The sequence below is a fragment of the Nocardia sp. NPDC059228 genome, assembly GCF_042754245.1.
Lineage (GTDB): Bacteria > Actinomycetota > Actinomycetes > Mycobacteriales > Mycobacteriaceae > Nocardia.
The window spans coordinates 35,322-47,061 of the sequence record NZ_JBHZAL010000020.1; the positions used below are offsets into that span (position 1 = coordinate 35,322).

Consider the following 11,740-nt stretch of genomic DNA (forward strand, 5'->3'; position numbering starts at 1 on the left):
CCCTGCGCTCGCGCAGCGTAACCATGGAGGGCTTCGCTCAGGCCGGAAAGGATGCGGCATGAGCTGGTTCCAGCCGCGCTCGCTGCTGTTCTGGGTGTACTGCCTGGCGGTGATGGCCGGGCCGCTGCTGTTCGTGCTGCAGGCCGCCGGGCAGGTGTGGTTCGCGGGCGCGGCCGCCCTCGCCGCCCTTCCGATCACCGCCCTCACCCTGGTGGTCATCGGGCGAATCCTGTTCGCGCTGGACCCCTTCCGGGCCCGCCGCCACCTGGTCGCCCCCATGGTGATGGGCGCGATCTGGGGCGCCACGGTGTGGACCGGGCTGGCCATGTGGGCCAACGACCACGTGAGTCGCGCCATCACCAACCTGTTCGGCGACCGCTTCGCCGTCAACTGGAGCGCCGCCATCACCGCGCCCATCGACGAGGAGTACATCAAGGCCATCGGCATCGCCGTGGTCGCGCTGCTGTTCCGGGGCCGGCTGACCCGGCCCATGCACGGCCTGCTGCTCGGCGCGGCGGTCGGGCTGGGCGCGCAGATCGCCGAGGACTGCCTCTACAGCACCCAGACCGCACTGTCTTCCCCGCAGGATCCGGTGGTGGACGTGATCCTGGTGGCGATGCTGCGACTTTTCACCGCGCTGACCTCGCACTGGGCCATGTCGGCGCTGGCCGGTGTCGGCATCGTGCTGCTGATCAGCCGCACCGACCGGTCGTGGTTCTGGCGGCTGGGCGTTTTCGCGCTGTTCTACGGGCTGGCCGTCACCATGCACGTCCTCTTCGACGCCCCGCGCCCGCCCGGTCCGGCGCTGTTGTCGACCTACCTGCCCATCCTCATCGACCTGGTCATCTTCGCCGTCGCCTACGCCTGGGTGCTGACCACCGAGCGGCGCTGGTTCGGGGCGCTCATCGCCCGCCCGGCCGCCCGCACCGTCGGCACCGAGGCCGGGCTGGCGCCCCTGCTCACCTATCACCGCCGCCGCAAAGCCCGTGCCGCGCTGCGTCATTCGACCGGATGGTCGCGCAGGCAGGCCCTGGTCTACGAGCGCGGGCTGCTGGACCGGGTCACGGATCTGGATTCGGTTGCGCCCCAGCAAACTTCACTGCCCCAGTGGTACGGGTCCGGGCCGGGTGGCATCCCCGGTGGCGCGGGTGCGCGTTCCGGCTGGTAGCGCAGTTTCTGCGTGCCGGTGACCAGTGCATAGTCAACTGGACGCTAGCGTGAGTCAGTATGAGTGAGGGTCGGACGCTGCCCATCGAGCCCGGGCGAGAGCGCGCGAGGGAGCTGTTGGAGCGCAGACAGCAAGCGCTGTGCAACTATCTCGACGCGAGCGCTGATATCGCCACCACCCGCATTCGCGCCAATCTGACCGGCTGGCAACGCTGGCTGCAGCAGCTGCCCGGCTCCCCGGTCGCCCGCGCCACCGCCCGCCGCGACGCCCTGGTCCGCGAGCTGGCCGTGCACGGCGTCGGCGCCGACGACCATCGCTGGGGCGTGCTGTCGGGCGCCGTCGTGCGCAGCCTCGGCGCGCCCTTCTGCCTCGAGGACACCCTCGCCGACCTGGCCCTGCGCCACGGCGACGACGCCCCGCACTGGGCCCGCCGCCTGCCCGCCCTGGCCCACGCCACCGAGGAGGCCCGGCCCATGGCCGCGGTCGGCGACCGCGCGGTGGTCGCCGACCTCAGCGAGGAGGTGCTGGCCCTCGCGCGCACCGCCCCCGACGAGGCCGCGCGGCAACGGCTGTCCGACCACCTGCCCGGCGTGCTGAGACCGGTGCCCTTCGACATCGGATCCCTGCGCCGCGCCGACCCGCTGGTCGAGGTGGTGTTCGACATCTACGCCGACACCATCAAGCTCGACAACATCACGGTGAATCCGGAACTGCGCGGCACCGGCCTGGGCACCGCGGTCCTGCAGCACCTGTGCCGCGCCGCCGACGCCCACCACCTCTACATCGTCGGCCAGCTGGTGCCGACCTTCCGCGACGACGATTCCGCGGTCCCCATCCTCGCCGCCTGGTGCCGCCACCACGGCTTCACGGTCAACGAACGGCTGGGCGGCCGCATCGCGCGCTCACCGATGAGCGTCCCCGACCCCGCGACCCCGATGGCGAACCCGGACAAGCGGTAGCAACCCCGGAAAACAGCAGCGCCGCATGCCGATCGACGGCATGCGGCGCTCGCGAACTGTGACTCAGGCGGGAATGCCCATACCCGAGGCCAGCAGCGGCCACGAGTCGTGCAGGGCGGTCTCCCAGTACGGCCAGTAGTGGGTGCCCACGGGGTCGAACTGGTAGGTCGCGGGGATGTTGATCGAGTCCAGCTTGTCCTTGAGGTTGTGGGTGCAGGCGTTGACGCCGCCCTCGATGATCATGCCCAGCGCCAGGTTGATGTCACCCTGCGGGCCGGGCGCGGACTTGGTGTAGTACTCGACGTCCTTCATCAGCGGAATGCCGCTGCCGCTGGAGATGTAGAGCTGGGTGCCGCGCAGCTTCTCGGCATTGATGACCGGGTCGTTGGCGGTCCACAGCGGGCTGTTGTCGGGACCGTACATGTTCTCGGTCTTGCCGCCCGCCCAGGTCTCCACGGCGAACTTGAGGAACTGCTTGCCCATCGGGTCGGCGATCTGCGCGCACCCGCTGTAGGCGGCCACCGACTTCCACAGACCCGGCTGAGCCTCGGCCAGCTGCAGCACCGAGGTGCCGGAGGTGGACAGGCCGGCCAGGGCATTGAGGCCGGTGGAGCCGAGCGCGGCATCGAGCAGCGGCGGCAGTTCCTGGGTGAAGAACGTCGTCCACTTGTTGCGCCCGAGCTGCGGGTCGTCCTTGATCCAGTCGGTGTAGTAGCTGCCGCGGCCACCGATCGGCTGGATCACATTGACCTGCTTGTCGGCCAGGAAGCCGAGGGCATTGGTCTGGGCGTTCCAGCTGGCGGTGCCCAGGCCGCCGTCGAGGCCGTTGAGCATGTACAGGTTCGGCGCGGCCTGCGACTCGTCGGCCGGACGCTGCACGTCCACGGGGATGTCCTGGCCCATGGCCGCGGAGTAGACCTTCAGATGCCAGGTCCGTCCATCCTTCTGGATGGAGCTGATGGCCGAAGGCTTGTCCGGGTCGGCCGAGCCGGTGCCGGTGGCCAGGGCCACGGACAACGCGGCGGTGAGCGCGACGGCGGCGGTCCGCAGGGCGGTCCTATTACGTAGTGCAGAGAGCTTCATCGAACAGCTGATTCCAGTCCTCGGGCCACGCTCGGCCTCATCGTCGATCCGTGCCGGGGCCCCGGCCGATCCGGTTCCCCCGACACGCTATGTCTTGTGTCAAGGCAAAACTGTTACCTGACAAAACGTTTGCAGGGTAGCCCCCAATCGCCGGGTACGCCGTCGCGACAGTATTCGCCCAGCGTGCGACCATCGAGAGGTGACCGGCAAACCCGACGAGGAACAGCGTATGCGCGATCTGGCGCGGCTGCGCCGCGTGCGGGACCGTATCGACCGCGAGTACGCGCGGCCGCTGGATGTCGAGGCCCTCGCCCGCGACGCGCACATCTCCGCCGGGCATCTGAGCCGGCAGTTCCGGGCCGCCTACGGCGAATCGGTGTACGCCTACCTGATGACGCGGCGCATCGAACGGGCCATGGCGTTGCTGCGGCGCGGGGACCTGAGCGTCACCGAGGTCTGCTTCGCGGTCGGCTGCTCCTCGCTGGGGACCTTCAGCACCCGCTTCACCGAGCTGGTCGGGGTGCCGCCCAGCGTGTACAAACAGCAGATGGCCGATGCCCCCGAGGGCATGCCCTCCTGCGTCGAGAAGCAGGTGACCCGACCGATCAGGAATCGAGAAGCCCAGGCAAGCGCCCCGCAACTAGCCTGATCGCCATGGATATCACCATTGCAGCGAGCTTCCTCCCGCACAATGACGCCGATGCCGCGCTGGCCTTCTACCGCGACGCGCTCGGCTTCGAACTCCGCAAGGACGTCGGCTACAACGGGCTGCGCTGGCTCACGGTCGGCCCGGCCGATCAGCCCGGAACCTCCATCGTGCTGCACCCGCCGGCCGTGGATCCGGGCATCACCGAGGACGAGCGCAAGCTCATCGTGGAGATGATGGCCAAGGGCACCTACGGCGCCATCCTGCTGGCCTCCGCGGACGTCGACGCCGCCTTCGAGAAGCTGCAGGCCAGCGACGCGGTCGAGATCGTCCAGGAGCCGACCGATCAGCCCTACGGCGTGCGTGACTTCGCCGTGCGCGACCCCGCGGGCAATCTCGTTCGTATCCAGCAGGTTTCCTGACCCGCTCTTCCGCCCCACCGGTACGCCCGCACAGATGGAGACACGCATGGCCCCGAGCAAGTCCCCGCAGCCCGCCCTGCCCGCCGCCGACGCCCACGACCTGATCCGGGTCGTCGGCGCGCGGGTGAACAACCTCAAGGACGTCTCCGTCGATCTGCCCAAGCGCCGGCTCACGGTGTTCACGGGCGTATCCGGTTCGGGCAAGAGCTCGCTGGTCTTCGACACCATCGCCGCCGAATCCCAGCGGCTGATCAACGAGACCTACAGCGCCTTCGTGCAGGGATTCATGCCGACGCTGGCCCGTCCCGAGGTGGACGTGCTCGAGGGCCTGACCACCGCCATCAGCGTCGATCAGCAACGCATGGGCGGGGATCCGCGCTCCACCGTCGGCACCGCCACCGACGCCAACGCCATGCTGCGCATCCTGTTCAGCCGCCTCGGACAGCCGCATATCGGCTCACCGCAGGCCTTCTCGTTCAATGTCGCCTCCATCAGCGGTGCGGGCGCGGTGACCGTGGAGAAGGGCGGCAAGCAGGTCAAGGAGCGGCGCAGCTTCTCGGTGACCGGCGGCATGTGCCCGCGCTGTGAGGGGCGCGGCGCGGTCAACGACATCGATCTGACCCAGCTCTACGACGACAGCAAGTCGCTCAACGAAGGCCCGTTCACCATTCCCGGCTACAGCATGGACGGCTGGTACGGGCGGATCTTCATCGGCAGCGGCTACTTCGACCCGGACAAGCCGATCAAGAAGTACAACAAGCGCGAGCTCGCCGACCTGCTCTACCGCGAACCGACCAAGATCAAGGTCGAGGGCATCAACCTGACCTACGAGGGCCTGATCCCCAAGATCCGAAAGTCCATGCTGTCCAAGGACATCGACTCGCTGCAGCCGCACGTGCGCGCGTTCGTCGAGCGCGCGGTCACCTTCCAGATCTGCCCCGACTGCGACGGCACCCGGCTCAGTGACCTGACCCGGTCCTCGAAGATCCGCGAGATCAACATCGCCGACGCCTGCGCCATGCAGATCAGCGATCTGGCCGACTGGGTGCGCGAGCTTAACGAGCCGTCGGTCGCGCCGCTGCTGGAATCGCTGCGGCAGGTGCTGGACTCGTTCGTCGAGATCGGGCTGGGCTATCTGAGCCTGAACCGCGCCTCGGGCACGCTGTCGGGCGGTGAGGCGCAGCGCGTCAAGATGATTCGGCATCTGGGTTCGGCGCTCACCGATGTCACCTATGTCTTCGACGAGCCGACCGTCGGCCTGCACCCGCACGACATCCAGCGCATGAACGATCTGCTACTGCGGTTGCGGGACAAGGGCAATACCGTGCTGGTGGTCGAGCACAAGCCCGAGACCATCACCATCGCCGACCACATCGTGGACATCGGCCCCGGCGCGGGTTCCGGCGGCGGCGAGATCTGCTTCGAGGGCACTGTCGACGGGCTGCGCAGCAGCGGCACCATCACCGGACGCCACTTCGACGACCGGGCCGCGCTCAAGGATGTGGTCCGGAAGTCCAAGGCGGCGTTGGAGATCCGTGGCGCGACGGCCAACAACCTGCAGAAGGTGGATGTCGACATCCCGCTGGGCGTGCTGGTGGTCATCACCGGTGTCGCGGGCTCGGGCAAGAGCTCGCTGGTGCACGGGTCGATTCCGGCGGGTGAGGGCGTGGTGTCCATCGACCAGGGCGCGATCAAGGGTTCGCGGCGCAGCAATCCGGCCACCTACACCGGCCTGCTCGAGCCGATCCGCAAGGCGTTCGCCAGGGCCAATGGCGTGAAACCCGCTCTGTTCAGCGCGAATTCGGAGGGCGCGTGCCCGACCTGCAACGGCGCGGGCGTGATCTACACCGACCTGGCCATGATGGCCGGGGTGGCCACCGTCTGTGAGGAGTGCGAGGGCAAGCGTTTTCAGGCGGCGGTGCTCGAATACCAGCTGGGCGGGCGCGATATCAGCGAGGTGCTGGCCATGCCGATCGGCGAGGCGCTCGGGTTCTTCGCGGACGGGGAGGCGAAAATCCCTGCCGCGCACAAGATCCTGCAGCATCTCGACGATGTCGGCCTCGGCTACCTGAGCCTGGGGCAGCCGCTGACCACGCTGTCCGGCGGTGAGCGGCAGCGGCTGAAGCTGGCCACCCACATGGGGAACAAGGGCGGCGTGTACGTGCTCGACGAGCCGACCACCGGTCTGCACCTGGCCGATGTCGAGCATCTGCTCGGATTGCTGGACCGCCTGGTGGATTCCGGCAAATCGGTCATCGTGATCGAGCATCACCAGGCCGTCATGGCGCACGCCGACTGGATCGTCGATCTGGGACCGGGTGCGGGTCACGACGGCGGCCGCGTCGTCTTCGAGGGCACCCCCGCCGATCTGGTGGCCGCCCGCTCGACGCTGACCGGTGAGCACCTCGCCGCATACGTGGGTGCCTGAGCGAACTACCCGGACCCGGCCGGGAATATCGGCGGCCGTCGGCGGTTGATCCCGGCTGCCGACGGAAGGGAGCGATTGCGGTGAACGGGTTTTCGGCCGAGGGGCTGAAGAGGGTGAGCGAGGTACTCGACGGGTACGTCGAGCGGGACGAGGTGGCCGGTGCGGTGGCCGTGATCTACCGGCACGGCGAACTGGTGCAGGTGGACACGGTGGGGTGGCGGGATCGGGCGGCCGGGCAGCCGATGCGGCGCGACACGCTGTTCCGCATCGCCTCCATGACCAAGCCGATCACCGCGGTGGCGGCGCTGACCCTGGTGGACGAGGGCCGCATCGCGCTGTCGGATCCGGTGGACGCCTGGCTGCCGGAACTGGCCGGCCGCACCGTCATGCGCGACCCGGACGGCTCGCCCGCGGACGTGGTGCCCGCCGAGCGCGCGATCACGGTGGAGGATCTGCTCACCTACCGGCTGGGCCTGGGCTGGGGCCGCTCCAGCCTCGCACCGCAATTGTTCGCGCTCACCGCCGACCCCATCGCGAGCGCCATCGGCGTCGCGAACGCCGAACGGCTGGCACCGGACGAGTGGCTGCGCCGGGTCGGCGAGCTGCCGCTCATCGCGCAGCCCGGCACGGTGTGGCGCTATCACACCGCCTCCGACATCCTCGGCATCCTGATCAGCCGGGTGACCGGGCAGCCGCTGGAAACCGCACTGCGCGAACGGGTCCTGACGCCGCTGGGCATGGTGGACACCGGATTCACGGTGCCCGAAGCGGAACGCGACCGCCTCTCGGTGCTGTACGACCCCGACCGCACCGAACTCGACCGGCCCGCCACCACCGCATGGGGCGAGGAGCCGCTGTTCCCCTCCGGCGGCGCGGGCCTGGTGTCCACCGTGGACGATTACGCGCGCTTCGCCCGCATGCTCCTCAATGGCGGTGAGCTGGACGGGGTCCGGATCCTGTCGGCCGAAACTGTTGCCGCGCTGAGCCGGGACCGCCTCACCCCCGAACAGCACGCGGCCGCCCCCTTCAATCCTCCGCTGGGCCAGGATATCTGGGCCGGCCAGGGGTTCGGCTACGGCGTGAGGATGCAAACCGAACCCGGCGGCGGCATTCCCAGCGTCGGCACCCTCTCGTGGCCCGGCGGCCTGGGCACCGCCTGGTACGCCGACCCCGAAAAGGATCTGGTGACACTGCTTTTCGTGCAGTCGGCCAACATCATCATCGCCGCCGAGTGGCGCAGCCCGCTCGGCGGCGACTTCCTGACCGCGGTCTACGGAGCCCTGGCGGACTAGTACACCGTCCCCATCGCCGAGCGCACCTCATCGAGGGTGCGTTCGGCGATCTCGTTGGCGCGCCGATTGCCCTCGCGCACAATGCCGCTCGCGAAATCCTGGTCCGCGGCCAGCTCCGCGCGCCGGGCCCGATGCCCCGCGAAGAAGTCGTTCACCGCGTCGGTGGCCAGCTTCTTCAGCGCCGCACCGCCGCCGTCGCCGAGCTTGTCCGCCAGCGTCTGCTCATCGGTGCCCAGGCACAGTGCCGCCGTGGTGAGCAGCGCCGAGACGCCGGGCCGGGCATCGGGATCGAAGGTGATGCGCCGGTCGGAATCGGTTGCGGTGCGGCGGATGAGCGCCGCGGTCTCATCCGCGGTCATGGACAGCGAGATGGCATTGCCGTAGCTCTTGGACATCTTGCGGCCGTCCAGGCCCGGGATCTCCGGGGTCGAGGTGAGCAGCGCCTGCGGTTCCGGGAACACCCGGCCGTAGCGCTCGTTGAAGCGCCGCGCGATGACCCGGGTGACCTCCAGGTGCGGCAGCTGGTCCTTGCCCACCGGCACCAGATTGCCCTTGCAGAACAGGATGTCGGCGGCCTGATGCACCGGATAGGTGAGCAGCAGCCCGCTCAGCGCCCGCTCCGAGGCGGCCAGCTCCGCCTTCACCGTCGGATTGCGGTGCAGCTCCGACTCGGTGACCAGACTCAGGAACGGCAGCATGAGCTGATTGAGGGCCGGCACCGAGGAGTGGGTGAACACGGTCGCCCGGCTCATATCGATCCCGGCGGCGGCGTAGTCCAGCACCGCGCTGTAGACGTTCTCGCGGACCTGGCCGAGGCTGTCGCGGTCGGTGATGACCTGATAGTCGGCGAGGATCACCCACAGGTCCACGCCCAGTTCCTGCAACCGCACCCGTTCCCGCACGGTACCGAAGTAGTGGCCCAGATGCAGTCTGCCCGTGGGCCGTTCACCGGTGAGGACGCGGAATCGGCCGGGATGCGCGGCCACCTCGGCGGCCAGCTCGTCGCTGCGTTCGCGGGACGCGGCGAAGGAATCCGAAGGGGTGGTCACGTACAACTCCTGAAAGTTCATGGAGGGCTGCACGAGCTGAGTGTTCCGGTCGGGAATCACGGGCCGCGTACAGCCCGTGGTCATGGTTCATCGGGCTGCTAGTGCAGCCAGCGCCATGCCTGCCGGGTGGGAATCACCTGTCCACCTTAACAAGCCGAGGCCGCGATCGCCGGTCAGGGGTGCGCCGACACCACCCGCGGCATCGGCGCGACCGAGCCCGGGCACGGCGCCGGGCACAGATGTCCGGCCAGCGCGGTGTGCGGACTGCGGTGGCGCAGCGACCCGGCCAGGGCGACCGCCTCCATCGCGATCACGATCAGGCCGTAGCCGTAGGTCGTGGCGGCCAGGCCGAACCGCTGCACGCACAGCCCCGCGATGACCGCGGGCACACTGAGCGACAGGTAGGAGACCACATAGATCGCGGTCACCACCTCCGCCCGGGTCTCGGCCGGTGACAGACCCGTCAGCATGCGCAGCGCACCCGAGAACGACGGCCCGAAGCCGACCCCGGCCACCACGCTGGCCGCGAAGAACAGCCACACCGACTCCGTCGCCGCGCCCAGCAGCGCCAGCGAGACCCCGGACATGAGCAGGATCGGCCCGCGCAGCAGCGCCTGATCGATGGTCCAGTCGCGTGCCAGCAGTGCGGTGACCGCCGAGGTGCCCTGCAACGCGACCACCACCAGGCCACCGGCCAGCGGTGTGCCGACGTGGAAGTGCACCTTCATGAGCGCGCCGCCCAGCGCCAGATAGAGCCCGCCCAGCGCCCACGTGGCCGCGATCGACGGCACCAGGGTGAGGAACGCCACCCGGACCTCTTGCGGCACTGACACTTTGGGCTTCAGTGACGCCAGGCCCCGCCCGTCGGGCGCGACCGTCTCCGGAATCAGCAGCACGCCGATCACGATGACGGTGAACGCCACCGCGAGCAGCCAGTACACCAGCCGGGTGGGCGCGGGCGCGTAGGCCACCAGTAGCCCGGAACTGATCGCGCCCACCGCGAGCCCGCCGCCGGCCGCCACATTCGTCATGAGCGCGCCCAGCCGCGATTCCGCCGGCTGCAGATCGATGAGCGTGGCGGTGATCGCACCCGTGGCCAGCCCGGTCGCGATGCCCTGCACGATGCGGGCGGTGAAAAGCCAAGTCACCGACTGCGCTTCGGCGAACGCCAGCGTCCCGGCCAGCTCCACCAGCACCGCCGCGACGAGCACCGGCCGCCGCCCGATGTGGTCGGACAGCGACCCCGCGAACAGCAGAGTCACCAGCAGCGCAATGGCGTTCGCGGCATACACACCCGTCGACACCAGCGACGAGTAGTGCCACATCTGCTGATACACCGGATACATCGGCGACGGGGCCGCCGACGCGAACAGCAGCAGCCCCAGCGCGATCGACAGCAGCCAGAACGCCGCGGAGTTCGAGATCCGGTAGCGCGCGGGGGTTTCGACGCGCACGGCGTCGTCGGGAAGGTTCTGCATCGTTCCTCGGGCGAATCGTCGTTTGAGTGCGGTTCGAGTGTGACCCATCGGGGACGGGAGTTCGACCCGTCATGCTGACCGGCCGCGCTGTCAGTCCGCTGGCAATCCGATACCAGGGCACTGCCGGCGGATTCGGCGATGCTGCGGTGTTCGCCTCTCCCGGAACGAAAGTCGTCGAGTCAATGAACAGCGAAGATCACCGGCGCGCGGGCCGGCGGGAATGGAGCGCGCTCGCCGTGCTCGTCCTGCCGCTGCTGCTGGTCTCCATGGACGTCTCGGTACTGTATTTCGCGGTGCCCTTCATCGTGCGCGACCTGGATCCCAGTGCCACCCAGCAGCTGTGGATCTTCGACATCTACGGCTTCGTGCTGGCCGGGCTCCTGCTCACCATGGGCGCGCTCGGCGACCGCATCGGCCGGCGGCGGCTGCGGCTGATCGGCGCGGCCGGCTTCAGCGTGGCCTCCTTCGCGGCGGCCTACGCGCCGAATGCCGAGGCGCTCATCGCCGCCCGCGCCGCGCTCGGCATCGCGGGCGCCACCCTCATGCTGTCCACGCTGGCGCTGATCCGCAACGGCTGCGGGCTGCTGCTCCGCACCGACCGGCCCGCCGCCGAACCCAGCCCCGCCGACGACGCCCTGGTCTGATCGGCCTTCAATTCGGGCTGGATGCCAGGCGATTCCGCCCCCCCGCGCACAGCGCCGCGGGCCCCTCGTCCCCGACTCCGACGGATGTCTCCGGATCACGCAGGAGAAGTTCCACGACAGCTTCTGACCAGGACCTCACCGAGGACGAGGGTCTGGTCATGGCGGTCACACAGAAGCCCCGCTGGGCTCCAGCTTCGGTGACACCGTCACCGCCCCGGCCTGGAAGGCCGAGACGGCCTGGTGCCAGGTCTCCATCGAGGACCGCGTGATCAACCCGGCCAACGAGCGCCGCATGGCCGAGCGGATGGGCCCGCGCCGGACCGTCGAGCCGCCCTCGAGCCACGTCTCGCCGGCCTCGCAGCCGGTCGCCGTCGCCGACCTGGTCGATGCCGCGGTGACCGATCCGGGCTACCGGTAGCACGCTGCGGATTCGCGGCGCATTCTGGATTGGGGGTGCGCCGCGGAGTTCTTGACTTTCCCCTCCCGGGCGCCCATGGTGGAAATGTTAGCAAAGCTAATTGATGGGGAGAAAACCCGACGTCCGAACGAATTCGCGGCGTCGTGATCGCCG

The 11,740-nt window shown here is 69.2% G+C and carries 9 protein-coding genes and 2 pseudogenes; 8 read left to right on the forward strand and 3 right to left on the reverse strand.

Annotated elements, in window-relative coordinates:
- Window positions 1–58: 58 nt before the first annotated feature.
- Window positions 59–1,168 carry a PrsW family intramembrane metalloprotease gene (locus ACFXKA_RS26915; RefSeq protein ID WP_379429398.1) on the forward strand — a complete coding sequence of 370 codons (1,110 nt, stop codon included), beginning with the start codon at window positions 59–61 and terminating at the stop codon, window positions 1,166–1,168.
- Window positions 1,169–1,227: 59 nt separating this feature from the next.
- The gene (locus tag ACFXKA_RS26920; RefSeq protein ID WP_379429399.1) at window positions 1,228–2,127 is read left to right on the forward strand and encodes a GNAT family N-acetyltransferase; all 900 of its coding nucleotides are present in this window, start codon (window positions 1,228–1,230) and stop codon (window positions 2,125–2,127) included.
- Window positions 2,128–2,190: 63 nt separating this feature from the next.
- Here the strand turns inward: ACFXKA_RS26920 and ACFXKA_RS26925 are convergent, their stop codons facing one another.
- Window positions 2,191–3,210 carry an alpha/beta hydrolase family protein gene (locus ACFXKA_RS26925; RefSeq protein ID WP_354844785.1) on the reverse strand — a complete coding sequence of 340 codons (1,020 nt, stop codon included), beginning with the start codon at window positions 3,208–3,210 and terminating at the stop codon, window positions 2,191–2,193.
- A gap of 229 nt (window positions 3,211–3,439) precedes the next feature.
- On the opposite strand from ACFXKA_RS26925, the gene ACFXKA_RS26930 reads away from it, so the two are divergent.
- The 4 genes from ACFXKA_RS26930 (at window position 3,440) to ACFXKA_RS26945 (ending at window position 7,998) form a co-directional block, all read left to right on the forward strand.
- Complete coding sequence (locus ACFXKA_RS26930; protein ID WP_379429483.1) at window positions 3,440–3,859, forward strand: helix-turn-helix transcriptional regulator; 420 nt, start codon at window positions 3,440–3,442, stop codon at window positions 3,857–3,859.
- Between the two features lie 5 nt (window positions 3,860–3,864).
- A complete protein-coding gene (locus ACFXKA_RS26935; protein WP_354844779.1) occupies window positions 3,865–4,278 on the forward strand; it encodes a VOC family protein in 414 nt (137 codons plus the stop codon).
- Between the two features lie 46 nt (window positions 4,279–4,324).
- Entirely contained in the window at window positions 4,325–6,706 is a 2,382-nt protein-coding gene (locus tag ACFXKA_RS26940) for an ATP-binding cassette domain-containing protein (RefSeq protein ID WP_379429400.1), read from the forward strand.
- 113 nt (window positions 6,707–6,819) lie between these two features.
- A complete protein-coding gene (locus ACFXKA_RS26945; RefSeq protein WP_379429401.1) occupies window positions 6,820–7,998 on the forward strand; it encodes a serine hydrolase domain-containing protein in 1,179 nt (392 codons plus the stop codon).
- Here ACFXKA_RS26945 and trpS read toward each other — a convergent pair.
- On the reverse strand, window positions 7,995–9,068 hold the full coding sequence (gene trpS / locus ACFXKA_RS26950) for a tryptophan--tRNA ligase (protein WP_354844884.1): 1,074 nt from the start codon (window positions 9,066–9,068) through the stop codon (window positions 7,995–7,997). The genes ACFXKA_RS26945 and trpS overlap by 4 nt on opposite strands.
- A 152-nt stretch (window positions 9,069–9,220) precedes the next feature.
- Complete coding sequence (locus ACFXKA_RS26955; RefSeq protein WP_379429402.1) at window positions 9,221–10,525, reverse strand: MFS transporter; 1,305 nt, start codon at window positions 10,523–10,525, stop codon at window positions 9,221–9,223.
- A gap of 182 nt (window positions 10,526–10,707) precedes the next feature.
- On the opposite strand from ACFXKA_RS26955, the pseudogene ACFXKA_RS26960 reads away from it, so the two are divergent.
- Both ACFXKA_RS26960 and ACFXKA_RS26965 read left to right on the forward strand, forming a co-directional pair.
- Window positions 10,708–11,097, forward strand: a pseudogene (locus ACFXKA_RS26960) (MFS transporter); the annotation flags it as partial.
- A gap of 97 nt (window positions 11,098–11,194) precedes the next feature.
- Window positions 11,195–11,587: pseudogene (locus tag ACFXKA_RS26965) on the forward strand (alpha/beta hydrolase); the annotation flags it as partial.
- Window positions 11,588–11,740: the final 153 nt, after the last annotated feature.

Excerpts from the sequence above, each read along its gene's own strand:
- ACFXKA_RS26915 (WP_379429398.1), top strand. The coding sequence starts at position 59 with ATGAGCTGGTTCCAGCCGCGCTCGCTGCTGTTCTGGGTGTACTGCCTG.
- ACFXKA_RS26920 (WP_379429399.1), top strand. The coding sequence starts at position 1,228 with ATGAGTGAGGGTCGGACGCTGCCCATCGAGCCCGGGCGAGAGCGCGCG.
- ACFXKA_RS26925 (WP_354844785.1), bottom strand. The coding sequence starts at position 3,210 with ATGAAGCTCTCTGCACTACGTAATAGGACCGCCCTGCGGACCGCCGCC.
- ACFXKA_RS26930 (WP_379429483.1), top strand. The coding sequence starts at position 3,440 with ATGCGCGATCTGGCGCGGCTGCGCCGCGTGCGGGACCGTATCGACCGC.
- ACFXKA_RS26935 (WP_354844779.1), top strand. The coding sequence starts at position 3,865 with ATGGATATCACCATTGCAGCGAGCTTCCTCCCGCACAATGACGCCGAT.
- ACFXKA_RS26940 (WP_379429400.1), top strand. The coding sequence starts at position 4,325 with ATGGCCCCGAGCAAGTCCCCGCAGCCCGCCCTGCCCGCCGCCGACGCC.
- trpS (WP_354844884.1), bottom strand. The coding sequence starts at position 9,068 with ATGAACTTTCAGGAGTTGTACGTGACCACCCCTTCGGATTCCTTCGCC.
- ACFXKA_RS26955 (WP_379429402.1), bottom strand. The coding sequence starts at position 10,525 with ATGCAGAACCTTCCCGACGACGCCGTGCGCGTCGAAACCCCCGCGCGC.